This window comes from Silanimonas sp., assembly GCF_044377035.1.
Taxonomy (GTDB): Bacteria; Pseudomonadota; Gammaproteobacteria; order Xanthomonadales; family Xanthomonadaceae; genus Silanimonas.
The window spans coordinates 1-17,745 of record NZ_JBILJW010000030.1; the positions used below are offsets into that span (position 1 = coordinate 1).

The 17,745-nt window shown below is 68.9% G+C and carries 18 protein-coding genes and 1 pseudogene; 8 read left to right on the forward strand and 11 right to left on the reverse strand.

Annotation, left to right across the window (positions count from 1 at the left end; genetic code table 11):
* The coding region (locus ACIQ6S_RS13245) for a GTP-binding protein (RefSeq protein WP_397608782.1) at positions 1 to 159 on the reverse strand (159 nt) is incomplete at its 3' end.
* A gap of 187 nt (positions 160 to 346) precedes the next feature.
* Between ACIQ6S_RS13245 and ACIQ6S_RS13250 the strand changes: the two genes are divergently transcribed.
* Entirely contained in the window at positions 347 to 853 is a 507-nt protein-coding gene (locus ACIQ6S_RS13250; protein ID WP_397608766.1) for a peptidylprolyl isomerase, read from the forward strand.
* A 57-nt stretch (positions 854 to 910) separates the two neighbouring features.
* On the opposite strand, the gene ACIQ6S_RS13255 is transcribed toward ACIQ6S_RS13250, so the two are convergent.
* The 3 genes from ACIQ6S_RS13255 to ACIQ6S_RS13265 are packed head-to-tail and all read right to left on the reverse strand — an operon-like array spanning position 911 to position 3,467.
* Complete coding sequence (locus ACIQ6S_RS13255) at positions 911 to 1,528, reverse strand: hypothetical protein (RefSeq protein ID WP_397608767.1); 618 nt, start codon at positions 1,526 to 1,528, stop codon at positions 911 to 913.
* Positions 1,525 to 2,715 (reverse strand): M48 family metalloprotease, encoded by a 1,191-nt coding sequence (locus ACIQ6S_RS13260; RefSeq protein ID WP_397608768.1) that lies wholly within the window; start codon positions 2,713 to 2,715, stop codon positions 1,525 to 1,527. The genes ACIQ6S_RS13255 and ACIQ6S_RS13260 overlap by 4 nt, the downstream gene beginning before the upstream one ends.
* Positions 2,712 to 3,467 (reverse strand): hypothetical protein, encoded by a 756-nt coding sequence (locus ACIQ6S_RS13265; protein WP_397608769.1) that lies wholly within the window; start codon positions 3,465 to 3,467, stop codon positions 2,712 to 2,714. The genes ACIQ6S_RS13260 and ACIQ6S_RS13265 overlap by 4 nt, the downstream gene beginning before the upstream one ends.
* Positions 3,468 to 3,592: 125 nt before the next feature.
* Here ACIQ6S_RS13265 and ACIQ6S_RS13270 point away from each other — a divergent pair, with 125 nt between their 5' ends.
* The 3 genes from ACIQ6S_RS13270 to prpB all read left to right on the forward strand — a co-directional run bounded on the left by ACIQ6S_RS13270 (position 3,593) and on the right by prpB (position 6,740).
* Positions 3,593 to 4,792, forward strand: a complete 1,200-nt coding sequence (locus tag ACIQ6S_RS13270; protein WP_397608770.1) for a pyridoxal phosphate-dependent aminotransferase — start codon at positions 3,593 to 3,595, stop codon at positions 4,790 to 4,792.
* Positions 4,793 to 4,814: 22 nt separating this feature from the next.
* Positions 4,815 to 5,801, forward strand: coding sequence for a malate dehydrogenase (locus ACIQ6S_RS13275; protein ID WP_397608771.1), 987 nt, complete (start codon positions 4,815 to 4,817; stop codon positions 5,799 to 5,801).
* A 63-nt stretch (positions 5,802 to 5,864) separates the two neighbouring features.
* Complete coding sequence (gene prpB / locus ACIQ6S_RS13280) at positions 5,865 to 6,740, forward strand: methylisocitrate lyase (protein ID WP_397608772.1); 876 nt, start codon at positions 5,865 to 5,867, stop codon at positions 6,738 to 6,740.
* Between the two features lie 21 nt (positions 6,741 to 6,761).
* Here prpB and ACIQ6S_RS13285 read toward each other — a convergent pair whose 3' ends face one another.
* The gene (locus ACIQ6S_RS13285) at positions 6,762 to 7,877 is read right to left on the reverse strand and encodes a linear amide C-N hydrolase (protein WP_397608773.1); all 1,116 of its coding nucleotides are present in this window, start codon (positions 7,875 to 7,877) and stop codon (positions 6,762 to 6,764) included.
* 123 nt (positions 7,878 to 8,000) lie between these two features.
* On the opposite strand from ACIQ6S_RS13285, the gene prpC reads away from it, so the two are divergent.
* Positions 8,001 to 9,152, forward strand: a complete 1,152-nt coding sequence (gene prpC, locus ACIQ6S_RS13290) for a 2-methylcitrate synthase (protein ID WP_397608774.1) — start codon at positions 8,001 to 8,003, stop codon at positions 9,150 to 9,152.
* Positions 9,153 to 9,199: 47 nt separating this feature from the next.
* Entirely contained in the window at positions 9,200 to 9,646 is a 447-nt protein-coding gene (locus ACIQ6S_RS13295) for an ion channel (protein WP_397608775.1), read from the forward strand.
* 28 nt (positions 9,647 to 9,674) lie between these two features.
* Here ACIQ6S_RS13295 and ACIQ6S_RS13300 read toward each other — a convergent pair whose 3' ends face one another.
* Both ACIQ6S_RS13300 and ACIQ6S_RS13305 read right to left on the reverse strand, forming a co-directional pair.
* Positions 9,675 to 10,169 (reverse strand): cell wall hydrolase, encoded by a 495-nt coding sequence (locus ACIQ6S_RS13300; protein ID WP_397573914.1) that lies wholly within the window; start codon positions 10,167 to 10,169, stop codon positions 9,675 to 9,677.
* Between the two features lie 323 nt (positions 10,170 to 10,492).
* On the reverse strand, positions 10,493 to 12,514 hold the full coding sequence (locus ACIQ6S_RS13305) for an FAD-dependent oxidoreductase (protein ID WP_397608776.1): 2,022 nt from the start codon (positions 12,512 to 12,514) through the stop codon (positions 10,493 to 10,495).
* Between the two features lie 261 nt (positions 12,515 to 12,775).
* Here ACIQ6S_RS13305 and ACIQ6S_RS13310 point away from each other — a divergent pair, with 261 nt between their 5' ends.
* Together ACIQ6S_RS13310 and ACIQ6S_RS13315 are read left to right on the forward strand one after the other, a co-directional pair.
* Positions 12,776 to 13,858 (forward strand): OmpA family protein, encoded by a 1,083-nt coding sequence (locus tag ACIQ6S_RS13310; RefSeq protein WP_397608777.1) that lies wholly within the window; start codon positions 12,776 to 12,778, stop codon positions 13,856 to 13,858.
* A gap of 151 nt (positions 13,859 to 14,009) precedes the next feature.
* Positions 14,010 to 14,414, forward strand: a complete 405-nt coding sequence (locus tag ACIQ6S_RS13315; RefSeq protein ID WP_397608778.1) for a hypothetical protein — start codon at positions 14,010 to 14,012, stop codon at positions 14,412 to 14,414.
* 4 nt (positions 14,415 to 14,418) lie between these two features.
* Here ACIQ6S_RS13315 and ACIQ6S_RS13320 read toward each other — a convergent pair whose 3' ends face one another.
* From ACIQ6S_RS13320 to ACIQ6S_RS13335, 4 genes and pseudogenes are all read right to left on the reverse strand, one after another.
* Positions 14,419 to 15,450 carry an SAM-dependent methyltransferase gene (locus ACIQ6S_RS13320; RefSeq protein ID WP_397608779.1) on the reverse strand — a complete coding sequence of 344 codons (1,032 nt, stop codon included), beginning with the start codon at positions 15,448 to 15,450 and terminating at the stop codon, positions 14,419 to 14,421.
* Between the two features lie 6 nt (positions 15,451 to 15,456).
* Complete coding sequence (locus ACIQ6S_RS13325) at positions 15,457 to 16,251, reverse strand: DUF1295 domain-containing protein (protein WP_397608780.1); 795 nt, start codon at positions 16,249 to 16,251, stop codon at positions 15,457 to 15,459.
* Positions 16,248 to 16,796, reverse strand: a complete 549-nt coding sequence (locus tag ACIQ6S_RS13330) for a DUF2878 domain-containing protein (protein WP_397608781.1) — start codon at positions 16,794 to 16,796, stop codon at positions 16,248 to 16,250. The genes ACIQ6S_RS13325 and ACIQ6S_RS13330 overlap by 4 nt, the downstream gene beginning before the upstream one ends.
* A pseudogene (locus ACIQ6S_RS13335) lies at positions 16,796 to 17,745 on the reverse strand (class I SAM-dependent methyltransferase); the annotation flags it as partial. The gene ACIQ6S_RS13330 and the pseudogene ACIQ6S_RS13335, both read right to left, overlap by 1 nt.

Here is a 17,745-nt window from a genome sequence, read left to right on the forward strand (position 1 = left end):
GCGTTCCTTTTCCTGGTCGTTGCTGTCCATCACGCGCTCGGCCAGCACGGTGCGCTCGCTCAGCGTGCCCGACTGCTTCAGCAGGCAGTCGACGAGGGTGGTCTTGCCGTGGTCGACGTGGGCGACGATGGCGATGTTGCGCAGGTTCTCGATGGACATGGGGAGGCGGCGCCACGGGGGCGCTGGAGCTCGGTCGGAAAGGAAGCCGCGGAGTATACCGGTCCAGATTGACGGGACGTTAACGCCGCCCGACCCGGTGAAGCCCCCCGCGGCCGGGGTCTCGGGCCCGGGCGGCAGGGCGGCACGGGTACACTGCGCGCCCTTTCCCGTACGCCGGAGCGCGCCCATGAGCACCGTCACCGCCACTTTCCACACCGCCCGCGGCCCGATCCAGGTCGCCCTGCATGCCGACAAGGCCCCGCTCACGGTCGCCAACTTCGTGAACCTGGCGCGCCGCAAGTTCTACGACGGCCTGAATTTCCATCGCGTCATCGCCGATTTCATGATCCAGGGCGGCTGCCCGCAGGGCCGCGGAACCGGCAACCCGGGCTACCGCTTCGAGGACGAGGTCGGCACCGGCCTGTCGCACGAGCGCGGCGTGCTCTCGATGGCCAACGCCGGCCCGAAGACCAATGGCAGCCAGTTCTTCATCACCCACGTGCCCTGCCCGTGGCTGGATGGCAAGCACACCGTGTTCGGCAAGGTGCTCTCGGGCCTGGATGTCGTCGACAGCATCAAGACCGGCGACCTGATCGAGAAGGTCACGCTCGAGGGTGACGTCGATGCCGTGCTGGCCGCCAAGGCCGAGCGCGTCGCCGAGTGGAACAAGGTGATGGACGAAGCCGCCCGCTGAGCCGGCGCGCCGCACCCGCGAAGCCGCCCTCCGGGGCGGCTTTGTCGTTTCCGCAGATCAGAGTGGCCGGATCGAGTCGATCAAGGCCGCCACCGCCGCCGCGTCGCGGGCGTGGTAATGCTCCACGGGCGCCTGCCAGTAGATCGTGGTGAGCCTGCCATCGCGCTCGAACAAGGCGGCGGTGCCGGCGTAGCGCAGGCCGCGCTGCGAGGCCATGGTGAACTCGAAGCGCAGGCCCTCGACGGTGCCGAAGCGCGCCGGGCGCAGGTTGCTGGACTCGACCTCGGCCCAGCCCTGTTCGCGCAGGGCGGCGAGCAGCAGTTCGTGCAGTTCGTCGGGGCGCAGGCCGGGGTGGTACCACGCGCCCTGCGGGATGTTCCGACGCTCGCGCCCGAGGTGGAACACGTGCTCGCCCGGTCGGGTGCCGGTGATCAGGCGGAGCTGGTTCAGGGCGGTGCCATCGATGGTCCAGGCCTCCTGCCGCGGGCTGGCATAGCGCGCCCAATCGAGTGAGGTCTCGACCGTCATGCCCAGCACCTCGGTACGGCCGGCTGTCTGCAGTCGGCCGCCGGTGGCGCAGGCGGCAAGCCCCGCGAGGACGAGCAGCAGCAAGGCGGTGCGTGCGGCGCGCGGGCAGCGGCCGAGCATTCCGTGGGTGTGTCCGGCCGGCCTCATGGCGACAGCGTCCCGAGGTCACGTTCGACAAAGGCGCGGTCCGGGGCGTCCGGCCGCAGGCTGAGGTAGCGGGCGAGGGCGTCGCGCGCACCGGCGGCGTCGCCGGCCGCACGTAGCGCGTAGCCGTGTTCGCGGAAGGCGGCGGGCGGAGCGTCAGGCGCGGCGACGGCTTCGGCCTGGAGGGCGGCAGCCTTCGCCGCATCGCCTTCCCCGCGACGAAGGCGGTGGGCTTCGCCGAGGTAGTGCGCGGTGCGACCGCGCCAGTCCGGCGGCGCGTCGGCATGCAGGGCGCCGATCATCTGGATCGAGGCGGCGTAGCGGCGGCGCGTGAGTTCGTCCGACAGCCAGCCATCGAGGAAAGGCTCGATGACCGCTTGGTAACGCTCACGGCGCTGGGCCACGAGATCGAGGGGCGGGACGACCGCCGCGTCCGTCGCCATCCGTCGATGGGCCTCGACGCGGTCCGCGGTCGCCGGGTGGCTGGCGAACACCGGATGGCGCCGCCGACCGATCGTGGCGGCTTCCTCCTGCGCCAGTCGCTCCCACAGCGCGAGCCCCGCGCCCGGCACGTAGCCCTGCGCGGCGGCGAATTCGAAACCCAGCGCATCCGCCTCGCGTTCGTGATCCCGCGAGAAGCCGGACAGCCCCGCCGCGCCCGCGAGCTCGGCGACGCCGCCGACCAAGCCCACGCCGGCGCCCAGGGTGGCCACCCCGAAGGTGCCCAGCGCCGCGCCACTGCGTTTGCTGGCCCGCCACTGCTGCAGCGAATGGCGCTGCCGGTAATGCGCGAACTCGTGGCCCAACAGCATCGCCAACTCATCCTCGGATCGCAGCCGCAGCAGGGCGCCGGTGAACACGAGGGTCGCGCCGTTGGGGGCCATCGAGGCGTTGAACTCGGGGTTCGTCACCACGTAGAGCCGCAAGTCGCCGCAATGCGGCCCGGCCACCCGGCACAGCACCTCCCGCACGTAGGCGTTGAGCGCGGCATCGCGTTCCACGTGGGGCAGGTGGCGGAGTTCCTGCTCGGCGCGGTCCATGCCGTACCAGAGCTCGGCTTCCGTGCTGTCCGCCTCCGGGCGTTCCCCCGGCGCGATCGGTGGCGGCGTGGCGCCCGCGCAGGGCGCGAACGAGGCGGTCCCGAGCGCGAGGCCCACGAAAAGCGCGACCGGGCGTGCCCACGGCGTCACAGGGGCAGGTCCTCGAGCAGTCGGTCGACCGTCTTCCGCGCCTCATCGGGCTCGCGCAAGTCGCCGCTATGCCGTGCCAACTGGTTGAACCACACCACCTTGCCCGTGCGGAGGTCGACGAGGGTCGCGATGCCGTGTTGCTGGCCGCCGCCGATGTCCAGGCCCGTGCCCATCGCTGCGCCAGCGATGAAGCCGAAGACGCGCAAGGCGGTGCGGCCGCCGCTGGCGTAGCTGTCGCGCACGTAGGTGAACAGCGCGTAGTCCGCGTCGCTGGCGGCCCCCAGTTCCGCCACGCCCTCGCCGAGCGTCCAGTCGAGGCGCGGCCGGCCGGCGGCGTCGCGCTTCGTGGCCAGCGCGCCGCCGGGTAGGAGGAACTGGCTGATCGACAGCGCCACCGCTTCGTTCAGCCGCACCACCTGGCCGAGGCGCGAGTCGGGGTCGAGGTCGTCGGGAATGTCGAAATCCGGCGCCTGCGGGGTGTTCGCAGCGGCGAGGTGGGCGCGCACCGCGTCGGCGTAGAAGCGACGGGCGTCGCGTGACCACGCCTCGCGCGGTTCCGGCAGGCCGCCGGTGGTGATGAGGCTCAGCTCGATGTCGGGTTCGACGAGCACCACCGTGCCGTCGATCCGGAGCGGACGGCCGTCCTCGCCGGTGGCGGTCGACGGGCGGGTCGCGGCGGCGGCGCAGGCGCTCCCCAGCAGGGCCAGCACGAAGGCGGTAGCGAAGCGGCCGCGTGGGAATCGGGCGGTCATGCGCGGGTCCGGCGAGGGGCGTGGCCCGGAGCTTCGGTGATGCGGCACCGCCCCCGCAAGGCGGGTGCCGGGCGGCGCGGTGCTACACTTTCGGGCTTACCGCCAACGCCGCCGAGGGGAGTCCGATGCCGCAGCTCAGCCATCGAATGGGTCACGCCAAGCCAAGCGCCATCATGGCCGTGGCGGAGAAGGCGAAAGCCCTCAAGGCCCAGGGGCGCGACATCATCAGCTTCTCGATCGGCGTACCGAACTTCCTCCCCGGCGAGCACGTCTACACCGCCGCCCGCGAGGCGCTGGCCAAGGACAGCGGCCAGTACGGCAGCAACCGCGGCGCCGACGCACTGCTGGACGCCTTCATCGCCCACATGGGCCGACTCGGCCTGACCGGCTACACGCGCAAGCACTGCGCCACCGGCGTGGGCGCCAAGCACCTGCTGTACAACCTGGCCGAAGCGCTGCTCGATCCGGGCGACACCATCGCCTTCGCCACGCCGTACTGGACGACCTACGTCGACATCGCCGACATCGTCGGCGCCAAGACGCTGTTGCTGCCGGCCCCGGCCTCGCAGGACTACAAGATCACGCCGGCCCAGCTCGACGCCGCGCTGGCGCAGAAGCCGAAGGTCTACCTGTTCAACAACCCGTCCAACCCGACGGGCATGGTGTATTCGAAGGACGAGATCGCCGCGCTGGCGGACGTGTTCGCGAAGCATCCGGACACCTGGATCATCAGCGACGACATCTACAACACGCTGGTGTTCGACGGCCTCGGTTACCACAACATCGTCAATTTCCGGCCCGAATTGCGCGAGCGCACGATCTTCGTCGACTCGCTGTCGAAGACCTACGGCATGCCGGGCTGGCGCGTCGGCCTGATGGCCGGCCCCGAGTCGGTGGCGCAGGCCATCACCACGCTCAACTCGAACCACATCACCAACCTGCCCGAGATCGTCGTGGCCGCCGCCGTGGCCGCCCTGGCCGGTCCGCAGGACGTGCCGCAGCAGAAGTGCAAGGAGTTCGAGGCCAAGCGCGATGTGGTGCTGGCCGCGCTCGCCGCCATCCCGGGCGTGAATTGCCCGCGTCCGCAGGGCGCGTTCTACGTCTTCCCGGACATCAGCTGCGCCTTCGGCAAATCGCACGGCGGCAAGCTCATCGCCAACGACGTCGACTTCTGCAACCTGCTGCTGGAAACCGAGGGCGTCGCCTGCGTGCCCGGCTCAGCCTTCGGCGAGCCCAGTGCCCTGCGCATCAGCTACACCTGCCCCGACGCCCCGATGAAGGAAGGCCTGCGCCGCATCCAGGCCTTCTTCGCCGCCCTCGCCTAAATCCCCACAAGGAGCCCGCCTCATGAAGACCCCCGTCCGCGTTGCCGTCACCGGCGCAGCTGGCCAGATCGGTTACTCCCTCCTGTTCCGCATTGCCTCGGGCGAGATGCTCGGTAAGGACCAGCCGGTCATCCTGCAGCTGCTCGAGCTGCCGATGGACAAGGCCCAGGCCGCGCTGCGCGGCGTGATCATGGAGCTCGAAGACTGCGCGTTCCCGCTGCTCGCCGGCGTGGTCGGCACGGCCGACCCGATGGTCGCGTTCAAGGACGCCGACGTCGCCCTGCTGGTCGGCGCCATGCCGCGCGGCCCGGGCATGGAGCGCAAGGACCTGCTGCTCAAGAACGCCGAGATCTTCACCGTGCAGGGCAAGGCGCTCGACGCCGTGGCCTCGCGCGACGTCAAGGTGCTGGTGGTCGGCAACCCGGCCAACACCAACGCCTACATCGCCATGAAGTCGGCGCCGTCGCTGCCGGCGAAGAACTTCACCGCGATGCTGCGCCTCGACCACAACCGCGCGCTCTCGCAGCTCTCGGCCAAGGCCGGCGTGGCCGTCGGCGACATCGAGAAGCTGATCGTGTGGGGCAACCACAGCCCGACCATGTACCCCGACTACCGCTTCGCCACCGTCGGCGGCGCGTCGTTGAAGGACAAGATCGGCGACGAGAACTGGAACCGCGCCGACTTCATCCCGAAGGTCGGCAAGCGCGGCGCCGCGATCATCGAAGCCCGTGGCCTCTCCTCGGCCGCTTCGGCCGCGAACGCCGCCATCGACCACATCCGTGACTGGGTGCTGGGCACCAATGGCAAGTGGACGACGATGGGCATCCCGTCGGATGGCAGCTACGGCATCCCGAAGGACGTCATGTACGGCTTCCCGGTCACCTGCACGAACGGCCAGTACGAAATCGTCCAGGGCTTGGCCATCGACGACTTCTCGCGCGAGATGATGAACAAGACGCTGGCCGAGCTCGAGGAAGAGCGCAGCGGCGTGGCACACCTCCTCGGCTGATCGCCGGGAACAACGGAAAGGCGGCCTAGGCCGCCTTTCTTGTCACTGCACCAAGGAAAAACGATGAGCATGAATTCCGCTGGCGCGCGCTTCCGCGCCGCCCTCGCCGACGAATCCCCGCTGCAGGTGATGGGCGCGATCACCGCCTACGCCGGCTTGATGGCCAAGCGCACGGGCTACAAGGCGCTGTACCTCTCCGGAGGCGGCGTGGCCGCCAATTCGCTGGGCATGCCCGATCTCGGCATCAGCACGATGGAAGACGTACTCACCGACGCCCGACGCATCGTCGACGCCACGCAGATGCCGCTGCTCGTCGATATCGACACCGGTTGGGGCGGCGCCTTCAACATCGCCCGCACCATCCGCAGCTTCACCAATATCGGTGTCGCCGCCGTCCATATGGAGGACCAGGTGGGGCAGAAGCGCTGCGGCCATCGTCCCGGCAAGGAGGTGGTGTCGAAGGCCGAGATGGTGGATCGCATCAAGGCCGCCGTCGATGCGAAGACCGATGCGAATTTCGTGCTGATGGCGCGCACCGACGCCGCCGCGATCGAAGGCCTCGATGCCGCCATCGAGCGCGCGGTCGCCTATGTCGAAGCCGGCGCCGACATGGTCTTCCCGGAGGCGATGAAGTCGCTCGAGGACTATCGCAAGGTCAAGGCCGCAGTGAAGGTGCCGATCCTCGCCAACCTCACCGAGTTCGGCAGCACGCCCTTCTTCACCACCGACGACTTGCGTGGTGCCGGCGTCGACATCGCCCTGTACTGCTGTGGCGCCTACCGCGCCATGAACAAGGCCGCGCTGCACTTCTACGAGACCGTGCGCCGCGACGGCACCCAGAAAAACATCATCGATACCCTGCAGACGCGCGCCGAGCTCTACGACTTCCTCGGTTACCACGCCTACGAGGACAAGCTCGACGCACTGTTCGCCAAGTAGGGTGGCTGAGGAGGGCGAGCCTCAGCCTTCGTCGACGCGCAGCTCGCGCACCGTCTGGGTGCGCGAGGCGCCGCTCTCGAGCACCGTCTTCTGGATGCGGCTGAAGTCGATGGCCTTCAGGTCGAGCTTGCGCACCTGGCGGTCCCACATCGAGTGGAAATAGAACACGCGGTTGCGCAGGTCGGCCGCGGTGGTGATCTGCGTGGCGCTCACGATGTCCTCGGCGCGCTGCTCGGGCGCGCCCGTGCTGCCCACGGTGAGGTTGAAGCTGTCGAGGATGCGGAAGGCCTCGAACACAGCCTCCGGGCCGTCCTTGAGCGGGCGCGCCGAGGCGGTCAGGGCGACGGCGCGGACGAAGCGCGCGGGCGGCGTGAAGTCGCCGGGCAGGCCGCGCAGGCCGGTGCCCGCGCCGAGGGGCGAGAAAGTGCGCCCGTCGACTGTGATCGGCTTCTCAGGTGCAGGCGCCAGCCCGAGGTGGTTGCGCAGGTTCGTCAGGTGCCAGTCGTAGGTGGGCGAATTGGTCACCACGCCGAGCAGGGCGTCGTGCACCTTCACCTCGCCACCCTCGATGATCTCGATGATGATTGCGGCTCCGCTGGCATCGGCCACCTTCCAGTGGAAGGGCAGCGGGGCCCCCCCGAAGCGCGGGTCCTCGACATTGACCACGGTGACGTCGCGCAGGTGCTCGCGCACTTCCGCCACCGTCGAGAACGACGAGAGCATCCACTGCATGTAGTCGCCGACGCTCAGCGACTGGCTGCGGCGCGCAGGCTCGAAGGGCGCGAAGCGGGCGAAATCGGGGAAGTAGTACATGCCCACATAGAGGCCGGCTTCGTTGAGCCCGTCGGGGCCGTAGGGCTCGCCATAGGCCATGAGCGATACGAAACCGTGCCGCCCCGTCCAAGCGTGGCCGTTTTCGCCCTCGGGGGTTCTGCCGGCGAAGCGGTGGCCGCGCGGGAACAGCACGAGGTGGTCGTGGCTGGCGTCGCTCAAGGCCCACTCCACGGTGCGTGCCGTCACGACGCTGCCATCGCTGGCCTTGAGCGAGATGCCGGTGCAGGCGAGTGCCACGGTGGACAGTGCTGAAGCGGCGACGAGGCAGGCGGCGGCGAGGGCGTGGCGGGCGAGGTGGGGCATGGGTGGGCCGTTCGGGTCGGGGTGGGAGGGGCGTCGCGAAGTATCGCAGGCGTCGGAGGGGGGTACGAGCGCCGCGTGCTGGCGATACCATGCGCGCCTCGACTCCCTGTTGGAACCGATCCGATGAGTGACGCCGCGCCCACCCTCCCCAAGGCCAAGAAGTCCGTCGCCCTCTCGGGCACCGCCGCCGGCAACACGGCGCTGTGCACCGTCGGCCGCAGCGGCAACGACCTGCATTACCGGGGCTACGACATCAAGGACCTGGCCGACCACGCCAGCTTCGAGGAAGTGGCCCACCTGCTGGTGCACGGCGTTCTGCCCACGGCCAGCCAGCTGAAGGCCTACAAGGCCAAGCTGAAGCGCCTGCGCGGCCTGCCGGCGATCGTCGCCGAGGCGCTGGAACTCGTTCCGGCCGCCGCCCACCCGATGGACGTGCTGCGCACCGGCTGCTCGGTGATGGGTACGGTGCTTCCGGAGCGCGAAGGCCACCCGGAGAACGAGGCCCGCGACATCGCCGACCGCCTCATCGCCAGCTTCGGCTCGATGCTGCTGTACTGGTGGCACTTCACCCGCAACGGCGACCGCATCCAGACCCAGACCGACGATGATTCGGTCGCGGCGCACTTCCTGCACCTTCTGCACGGCGAGCCGCCGAGCGCGCTGCACGCCCGTTCGCTGGACCGCTCGCTGGTGCTGTACGCCGAGCACGAATTCAACGCCAGCACCTTCACGGCACGCGTCATCGCCGGCACCGGGTCCGACCTGTTCTCGTGCATCACCGGCGCGATCGGCGCGTTGCGTGGCCCGAAGCACGGCGGCGCGAACGAAGTGGCCATGGACATCATCGCCCGCTACGACAGCGCCGATGCCGCCGAGGCGGACATCCGCGCTCGCGTCGAGCGCAAGGAGATCGTGATCGGCTTCGGCCACCCGGTGTACACCATCGGCGACCCGCGCAACCCGATCATCAAGGGCATCTCGCGCGAACTCTGCAAGGACGGCGGCAACGAGGTGCTGTTCGACGTGTCCGAGCGCATCGAGACGCTGATGTGGGACATGAAGAAGATGTTCCCGAACCTCGATTGGTACAGCGCTTCGGCGTACCACATGATGGGCATCCCGACGGCGATGTTCACCCCGCTGTTCGTCATCGCCCGCACCACGGGCTGGAGCGCACACGTGATCGAGCAGCGCCAGGACGGCAAGATCATCCGCCCGAGCGCGAACTACACGGGCCCGGAAGACCGCGCGTACGTGCCGATTGAACAGCGCTGAGCGCGATCCCCTTCCGCCGGCCCCGTGTCGGCGGGTAGGGTGGGCCCATGTACCCGCACTGGGATGCCAACCTGCTGATCGTCGCGGTGACGGTGGTGACCGTCGCCCTCGCGACCCTCGTGCATTACGAGGGCCTCGTGCTGATGTCGCGCTGGCTTTACCAGCGCAAGCAGGGTGAGCGTCGCCGCAAGGTGCTGTACGGCATCTTCGGCGTGCTCGCCTTGCATGTCATCGAGATCTGGATCTTCGGCACCAGCACCTGGCTGCTGCTGATGTACCCGAACACCGGGACGATTGCCGGCGCCCATCCGCCGCACCTTTTCGATGCGATCTATCTGTCCGCAGTGAGCTTCACGACGGTGGGCTTCGGCGACCTGACGCCGGTCGGCCCCATCCGCTTCAAGGTCGGCACCACGGCCCTGACGGGCTTCGTGCTGATCGCCTGGTCGGCGTCTTTCACTTATCTGGAGATGGAGCGCTTCTGGCGGCGCTGAGCGGGCGGCCTGTGGCCCGCCGGGGAGCTCAGCGCGATCCGCCCGCCGTGCCGGCGGCGTCGCTCGTCTCGTCGCGGGAGCGGAGCCGGTTCACCCGGAAGAAGGTGTGGTCGTCGATGGTCGCGACCTGCGGGTAGCTGGCCCAGCTCGGGTTGGCGATGCGCATGGCGGCGAAGTGGCTGGCGCCGGGGACGACCTCGCGGCGCTCGGCGCGCGGGCGGTTCCATTCCTTCTGGGCGGCGAAGGCGACGGCGACGGCCTCTTCCCAGGCCTCGACGTTGTTCAGTCGGGTGCGCGGGGGAACCAGGGTCGGGGCGAACTGCTTGGGCGCCTTCACGACCGCGCAGACGTCGTCACCCCACATGCCGGAATCCCGGCGGCGCAGTGCGACTTCGGCGACGGCACGCTGGCCCAGTTCGGACTGGTTGCGGGCTTCGAGGTAGACCGTGGTGGCGAGGCAGAGCGGCTCGGCCTGGGCCGGGGGCAGCAGCGTCGACAACCACATCAAAAACGAGAGTTCCATGGCTTTCCTTGCTCCGTTGCGTCCGTGGCGTCCCGTGCGATGTGCGGCGCGGGCGGAGCCAGTGACTTGGCGTAATGGGGATGAACGGGTCCAGGAGTTCTGTGCTGACCCGCCTTCCCGGTCCGCTGAAGCGGTGGGAAGCCCCCGAAGCGCCATGAGCCCGGGAGTCACGAGAACGCCGTACTGGCCAAGGGGCGGTCGGGCGAACGGGGCGAACCGTAGCCCGGTCTTTCCAAACCCGGGCTGAATGCCTATTTCATAAGTTTTTGAATTTGCTCGGGCTTTTACTCTAGCCCGAGGCCGCGCAGCCCGATTTTCCGGGCTTACAGGGCGGCAGCGGCCCGCGTTCCCTGGGCGATCGCGCGCTTGGCGTCGAGCTCCGATGCCACGTCGGCACCGCCGATCAGCTGCACCGGCACGTTGGCCGCCTGCAGGGGTTCCAGAAGCTCGCGCAGCGGCTCCTGGCCGGCGCAGACCACCACGTGATCGACGGGCAGCAGGGTGTCCTTGCCTTCGATCCGCACATGGAAGCCGGCGTCGTCCACCTTGAGGTACTCGACGTCACCCTGCGCCTTCACCCCCTTCATCTTCAGTGCGGCGCGATGGATCCAGCCCGTGGTCTTGCCCAGGCGGGCGCCGGGGCGGCCCTTGGAGCGCTGCAGCAGCCAGACCTCGCGGGCGGCCGGCTCGGGATGCGGCTTGGCTAGGCCCCCGGGGCCGTCGAAGTCGCTGGCGACGCCCCATTCGGCCATCCAGGCCTTCGGGTCGAGGCTCGGCGAGACGCCGCGATGCACCAGGAACTCGCCCACGTCGAAACCGATGCCGCCGGCGCCGACGATGGCCGCCTTGGCGCCGACCTGCACCTTGCCGGTCAACACGTCGATGTAGCTGACGACCTTCGGATGGTCGTGGCCTTCGAAGGTGGCCTTGCGCGGACGGATGCCCGTGGCCAGCAGGACGGTGTCGAAGCCCTTGAGGTCGTCCGCCGTCACCCGGGTGTTCAGTCGCACGTCGACGCCGTGCTTCTTCAACAAGGTGTAGAAGTAGCGCAGGGTCTCGTGGAACTCTTCCTTGCCCGGGATCGTCTTGGCGAGGTTGAACTGGCCGCCGATCTCCGCCGCGGCGTCGAACAGCGTGACGGCGTGGCCGCGCTCGGCGGCCGTGGTGGCGGCGGCCAGCCCGGCCGGGCCGGCGCCAACGACGGCCACGGTCTTCTTCTGCGTGGCTGGCTTGATCACCAGCTCGGTCTCGGCGCAGGCGCGCGGGTTGACGAGGCAGCTCGCCTTCTTGTTCTCGAAGACGTGGTCGAGGCAGGCCTGGTTGCAGGCGATGCAGGTGTTGATCTCGTCCACCCGGCCGGCCTTGGCCTTCACCACCCACGCCGGATCGGCGAGCAGCGGACGAGCCATGGAGACCATGTCGACCTCGCCCGTGGCCAGGATGCGCTCGGCCACGTCCGGCATGTTGATGCGGTTGGTGGCGACGAGCGGCAGGGCCACGTGCGGCCGCAGCTTCGCCGTCACGCCGGCGAAGGCCGCGCGCGGCACGGAAGTGGCGATGGTCGGTACCCGGGCCTCGTGCCAGCCGATGCCGGTGTTGATGATGGTGGCGCCCGCGGCCTCGATGGCCTTGGCCTGCATCACGATCTCGTCCCAGGCGGCGCCGCCGTCGACGAGCTCCAGCATCGAGAGGCGATAGATGAGGATGAAGTCCGGGCCGACGGCCTCGCGGATGCGGCGGACGATCTCCACCGCAAAGCGCATGCGCTTCTCCGGCGTGCCGCCCCAGGCGTCGGTGCGCTGGTTGGTGCGGGCCGAGAGGAACTGGTTGATCAGGTAGCCCTCGGAACCCATCACCTCGACGCCGTCGTAGCCCGCGTCGCGGGCGAGCTTCGCGGCGCGCACGAAGGCCTTGATCTGGCGTTCGACGCCCCAGCTGGTGAGCGCGCGCGGCTTGAACGGATTGATCGGTGCCTGGATGGCCGAGGCCGACACCGACAGCGGGTGGTAGGCGTAGCGGCCGGCGTGCAGGATCTGCATGCAGATCTTGCCGCCCTCGGCGTGCACGGCCTTCGTCACGATCCGGTGCTTGTGCGTTTCCCAAGGCCAGCTGAGCTTCCCGGAGAAGGGCTTGAGCCAACCGACCAGGTTCGGGGCGATGCCGCCGGTCACCATCAAGCCCACGCCGCCGCGGGCGCGTTCGGCGAAGTAGGCGGCGAGCTTCGGGAAGTCGCGGGAGCGATCCTCGAGGCCGGTGTGCATCGAACCCATGAGCACGCGGTTGGGCAGGGTGCAGAAGCCGAGGTCGAGGGGTTTGAACAGATGCGGGAAGGCGGCGGCCGTCATATCAATACGGTGGCGTAGGGTGGGGCGAGCATGCCCGTGCCCTCAAGCATGCACAAGGCACGGCCGCGAAGGGGCGACGGACACATGCGTCGGACCGATGAGCCATCGTCCCGCTCTCTTGACCCCAAGTGAAGGGCGGCCCAATCTCGTAACTTGCGTGGCTTGTCACGACTTAGCGCGGTGTTAACATCCACCGGGCAAGGCAACCCCTGGAAGGGGTTCGGCCTGCAGGGCTGTCCCTTCCCCCATTTGGAGTCGATCATGAAGAAGAATCTGCTTTGTCTGGCCGTGCTGGCCGCCTCCTTCGCCAACGTGGCCACGGCGCAGGACTTCGATGACCGCTGGTACCTGACCGGCTCGGCCGGCATGAACTTCCAGGACAATGAGCGCAACACGACCGATGCGCCGGAAATCGGTTTCGGCGTGGGCAAGTTCTTCGCTCCGGAGTGGTCGCTCGACGCCGAACTGTTCTCGGCCAACCCGCACCTCAAGGGCCGTCAGGACCTGAACTTCAGCCAGTACGGCCTGTCGGTCGACCTGCGTCGCCACTTCCGTTCGGAAGCCCGCAACTGGTGGCCCTACCTGAAGGCCGGCGTCGGCGTGATCCGCAACGAGGAAGAGTTCAACGCCTTCCCGAACCCGAACTCGCCGGGCGAGCGCAAGGACAACAACCTCGCCGCGAATTTCGGCGGCGGTCTGCAGTCCGAGCTCGAGAACTTCAGCATGCGCGTTGAGGGTGGCCTGCGCTACAACCTCGACGACCAGAACATCTCGGGTCGCGGCGAAGATCGTTTCGCTGACACCTACGTGAAGGCCATCGTCCTCGTGCCGCTGGGCCCGAAGGCCGCTCCGGCCGCCCCCCCGGCCCCGGCTCCGGCGCCGGCTCCGGTCGCCAGCTGCGAAACGCAGGACGACGACGGTGACGGCGTCAACAACTGCGTCGACAAGTGCCCGGGCTCGCAGGCCGGCCAGGCCATCGGTCCGGACGGCTGCGCCGTGCCGCTGACGATCGACCTGAAGGGCGTCAACTTCGACTTCGACCAGGCCACCCTGCGTCCGGACGCGGTGACGATCCTCAACGAGGCGATCGACATCCTGAAGAAGTACCCGCAGCTGAAGGTTGAAGTCGCCGGCCACACCGACGCCGTCGGTACCGACGCCTACAACCAGGGCCTGTCGGAGCGCCGTGCCCGCACGGTGTTCGACTACCTGACCAGCAACGGCATCGACGCTGCCCGCCTGAACGGCCCGACCGGTTACGGCGAAGCCCGTCCGATCGACAGCAACGACACCGCCGAGGGTCGTGCGAAGAACCGCCGCACCGAGCTGAACGTCCAGAACTAAGGCGTTCTCCGGCAAGGCAGGAAAGCCCGGCGAAAGCCGGGCTTTTCTTTTGTGCGCCTTTCGTCGGGCACGGCCTCCGCGGCCTTGGCTTGCCGCACCGCGTCACGCTGCGTAAGCTCCCGCTCACGTTCAGTTGCACGGAGTTGCCGCCATGGCGCGTCGCCACGTTCTTTCGTTCGCCCTGGCCGTCTTGGCGGCGTCGACGACCCACGCCGCGCCGGCCCTCGAGCTTTCCGGTGGTCCTGCCGCCACGCCGTCGCACTCGCCGGTGTCGGTGCAGGCCTTCCTGCAGCGCATTCGCCAGCCGGTGGCTGCCGCGCCCGCGGCCTCGGCACCGGGCGGCTACGTGCCGCGCACGGCCCACGACAACTCGCCCTACCGCTTCGACATGACGCAGAACGGCCGCCGCATGACCGCGGAGGAGTTCGACGCGTGGATGAAGGCCCGCGGTATCCGCGTGGCGACCGGCAAGCCGGCTGGCAGCGAGCCGGCCGCCGCCGCGCCGGCCGCGGCGACCGCCCAGGCGTGCCAGCCGACCGCGACGACGTCCTGCTGAGGAATCAGCGCTTCACGAAGCGGTAGTGGGCGACGCCCCACTCCGAACCGCCGGCGTAACCGAACAGCTCGGCGCAGGCCATCCAGAACATCCGCCAGCGCTGAGCCCACACCGCGGCGTTCTTCGCGCCGTAGGTTTCGGCCAGCACGCGATGCACTTCCTCGGCGTGGCGATCCTGGTTCTCGAGCCAGTGGTTCGCGGTCTTCTCGTAGTGGATGCCCGACAGCACCCAGCGCTGTTCGATGCGCAGCGCGTTCTGGAAGTGCAGCAGCGTGTCGGCGCTGGGCATCAGGCCGCCGGTGAAGAAATAGCGACCCATCCAGTTGTCCGAGCCCTCGGTCTCGAACGGGTACATCAGGCTGCGATGGCAGAAGATGTGCACGAACAGCTTGCCGCCGGGCTTCAGCCAGCGCGCGATGTTGCCGAGCAGCGTGTCGTAGTTGCGCATGTGCTCGAACATCTCGATCGACACGCAGCGGTCGAAGGTCTCCGGGCTGAGGTCGAGACGGTTGACGTCGGTGGTGATGATCTCGACGTTGGCCAGTCCGCGCACGGCGGCCTGGGCGAGGATGTGCTCGCGCTGCGTGCGTGAGTTGGAGACGCCGGTGATGCGCGAGTTGGGGAAGCGTTCCGCCATCCACAGCGTGAGCGAGCCCCAGCCGCAGCCGAGTTCGAGGATGCGCATGCCGTCCTTCAGCTCGGCGCGCTCGCCGTAAAGCGCGAGCATCTTCTCCTCGGCCTCGTCGAGGGTCTCGTTGCCGTCGGGGTAGTAGCAGCCCGAGTACTTCAGGCGCTTGCCGAGGCTGAGCTCGAAGAAGCGCGTCGGCACCTCGTAGTGCTGCTCGTTGGCGGCGGCCGTCTCGATGGCGATCGGGCTGGAGCGCAGCTCGGAGAGCAGGGTGCGGAAACGCGCATCGGCGCGGTCGAGGTCGGCGTCATGCTCGTCGCGAAGGCGCTGCTCGCAGAGCTTGCGGATGCCGTAGCGGGTCAGGAGGTCGGGCACGAGGCCGCGTTCGCACAAATCGATCAGCGCCATGGGTACTCAGTTCGAAGAAGGGTCGGACGCCTTGGGCGGCCACGGGAAGAATGCACTGACTTCGCGCTGGTAGCGACGGTAGGCGTCGCCGCGGCTGCGCAGGGCCTGCGCTTCCGTCCACGGGATGCCGCTGACCCGCCACAGGAAGGCGAACATCACCACCGGGCCCAGCAGGCTCCACCAGAAATAGGGGCCGCACCACGCCAGCAGGACGTAGGCGAACCAGTGGACCCACTCGAAGAAGTAGTTGGGGTGGCGCGACCACGCCCAAAGCCCTGCGCGGCAGAGCTTGCCCTTGTTGGCGGGGTCGCTGCGGAACGCGTCCAGCTGGCGATCCGCCAGCGTTTCGCCGCCGATGGCGACGATCCATACGGCGACGGCCAATAGCATCAGGGGCTCGAGTCCCTCGGCGTCGGCGGAAGCCGCGGCGGTGAATGGGATGGCGAACAGCGCGACGACGAGGGCCTGCACCTGGAAGAACGCGAACCAGCGCAGCGGGGAATCGCCGATGGCGGCGCGCATGGCCTGGTAGCGGCCGTCCTCCGGCTCGCGCAGCACGCGATGCATCAGGTGCAGGCACAAGCGCGAACCCCAGACGCCGCCGAAGACGGCGACTAGGCCGCGCGGCATCTCATCGCCCTCGCCAGCGAGGCCGGCGAACATCGCCGCCAGCGCCATCAGGCCGGCCCAGGCCACGTCGACCCAGCCGGCATTGCGCACGCGCATCGAGAAGGCCCAGACGGCCGCCATGCCCACCGCGGCGCCGAGCCAGGTCAGCAGGATGATGGTCCAGAAGCTCACGCCGTCGCGCCCTCGCGCGCCGTGGCGGCCGGGGCCGTGCGATGCAGGGCGTAGAGAGCCGGCATCGCCACGCCCCAGACCACGGCCAGCGCGGCCAGGGCGATCGGCAAGCCCAGGCCGAAGTCGACCGCATCGAAGCCGCGTGCCGCGCCCCAGTACGCCAGCGGGCCGCCGATGGCGCCGAAAGCGGCGGCGACCAGCCATCGACCGCGCAGGAAGGCCATGGAGTGGTTCAAGGTGAGCGCGAAGCCGGCCCACATGGCGAGGATCCACACCGGGGCGGCGAAGGTCCAAGGCCACGGGCTGGCGAAAGCCAGCACCCCGGTGGCGGCAAGCAGCGAGTCGGCCACCACGCCCATGGCGAGGGCGATGGCGAGCATGCGCAAGTCGCTACGGCGGTCGGGCGTCCAGGCGAAATGCGCCGCGGCATAAAGGGTCACGGCCAGCGGCCCGGCCCACGGCAGGCCGTTCGCGGCACCGATCACGCTGGCGAACCACACGGTCTGGAAGCCGAGAACATTCGCGATGAGGAACGCTTTCGGCATCACACGGACTCGGGCGCGGGCATCCACGGGTCGCGGCGGTTCATCGGCCGCGCGAACAGCAGCTGCGAGACACCGATCGAGCGCTCGAGGAAGCCACCCTCGCAGTAGGCGAGGTAGAACTCCCACATCCGCACGAAACGCTCGTCGTAGCCGAGGGCGCGCACGTCGGTGAGCTTCGCCATGAAGCGCTCGCGCCAGTGGCGCAGCGTGAGGGCGTAGCTGGGGCCGAAGTCCTCCTGCGACACGAGGCGCAGGTCGGTGCTGCGGCCCATCGCGCCGGCGATCGCGCTGATGGACGGGATGAAGCTGCCCGGGAAGATGTGGCGCTTGATGAAGTCGACCGAATGCAGCGCCTGCTCGTAGCGGTGGTCCTCGATGGTTATGGCCTGGACCATCGCGAGGCCGTCCGGCTTCAGCAGCGACGCGCACTTGGCGAGGTAGGTGTCGAGGTACTGGTGGCCGATGGCTTCGATCATCTCGATCGACACCAGCTTGTCGTAGGTGCCGGTGAGGTCGCGGTAGTCCTCGAGCAGCAGGGTCACGCGGTCGGAGAGCCCGGCGCGGGCGACGCGCTCGGTGGCCAGTGCGTGCTGCTCCTTCGAGATCGTCGTCGTGGTGACGCGGCAGCCGAAGTGCTTCGCGGCGTGCAGGGCCATGCCGCCCCAACCGGTGCCGATCTCGACGAGATGGTCCGACGGCTTGAGGTCGAGCTTGCGGCCGATGCGCTGGAGCTTGCGGAAGGAGGCCGCTTCGAGCGTCTCGGTGGGATCCGCGAAGATGGCCGAGGAGTACATCAGGTCGTCGGAGAGGAACAGGCGGAACAGCTCGTTGCCGAGGTCGTAGTGCGCGGCGATGTTCTTGCGCGAGCCCGCGCGGGTGTTGCGGCGGAAGGCGTGCACGGCCTTCAGCAGCCAGCCGGAGAGGCGGCCATGCCGCCCTCCATCGCGTC

Bases quoted from the DNA above. Each gene is read 5' to 3' on its own strand.
- ACIQ6S_RS13250 (WP_397608766.1), top strand. From the start codon at position 347: ATGAGCACCGTCACCGCCACTTTCCACACCGCCCGCGGCCCGATCCAG.
- ACIQ6S_RS13255 (WP_397608767.1), bottom strand. From the start codon at position 1,528: ATGAGGCCGGCCGGACACACCCACGGAATGCTCGGCCGCTGCCCGCGC.
- ACIQ6S_RS13265 (WP_397608769.1), bottom strand. From the start codon at position 3,467: ATGACCGCCCGATTCCCACGCGGCCGCTTCGCTACCGCCTTCGTGCTG.
- ACIQ6S_RS13270 (WP_397608770.1), top strand. From the start codon at position 3,593: ATGCCGCAGCTCAGCCATCGAATGGGTCACGCCAAGCCAAGCGCCATC.
- ACIQ6S_RS13275 (WP_397608771.1), top strand. From the start codon at position 4,815: ATGAAGACCCCCGTCCGCGTTGCCGTCACCGGCGCAGCTGGCCAGATC.
- prpB (WP_397608772.1), top strand. From the start codon at position 5,865: ATGAGCATGAATTCCGCTGGCGCGCGCTTCCGCGCCGCCCTCGCCGAC.
- ACIQ6S_RS13285 (WP_397608773.1), bottom strand. From the start codon at position 7,877: ATGCCCCACCTCGCCCGCCACGCCCTCGCCGCCGCCTGCCTCGTCGCC.
- prpC (WP_397608774.1), top strand. From the start codon at position 8,001: ATGAGTGACGCCGCGCCCACCCTCCCCAAGGCCAAGAAGTCCGTCGCC.
- ACIQ6S_RS13295 (WP_397608775.1), top strand. From the start codon at position 9,200: ATGTACCCGCACTGGGATGCCAACCTGCTGATCGTCGCGGTGACGGTG.
- ACIQ6S_RS13300 (WP_397573914.1), bottom strand. From the start codon at position 10,169: ATGGAACTCTCGTTTTTGATGTGGTTGTCGACGCTGCTGCCCCCGGCC.
- ACIQ6S_RS13305 (WP_397608776.1), bottom strand. From the start codon at position 12,514: ATGACGGCCGCCGCCTTCCCGCATCTGTTCAAACCCCTCGACCTCGGC.
- ACIQ6S_RS13310 (WP_397608777.1), top strand. From the start codon at position 12,776: ATGAAGAAGAATCTGCTTTGTCTGGCCGTGCTGGCCGCCTCCTTCGCC.
- ACIQ6S_RS13315 (WP_397608778.1), top strand. From the start codon at position 14,010: ATGGCGCGTCGCCACGTTCTTTCGTTCGCCCTGGCCGTCTTGGCGGCG.
- ACIQ6S_RS13320 (WP_397608779.1), bottom strand. From the start codon at position 15,450: ATGGCGCTGATCGATTTGTGCGAACGCGGCCTCGTGCCCGACCTCCTG.
- ACIQ6S_RS13330 (WP_397608781.1), bottom strand. From the start codon at position 16,796: ATGCCGAAAGCGTTCCTCATCGCGAATGTTCTCGGCTTCCAGACCGTG.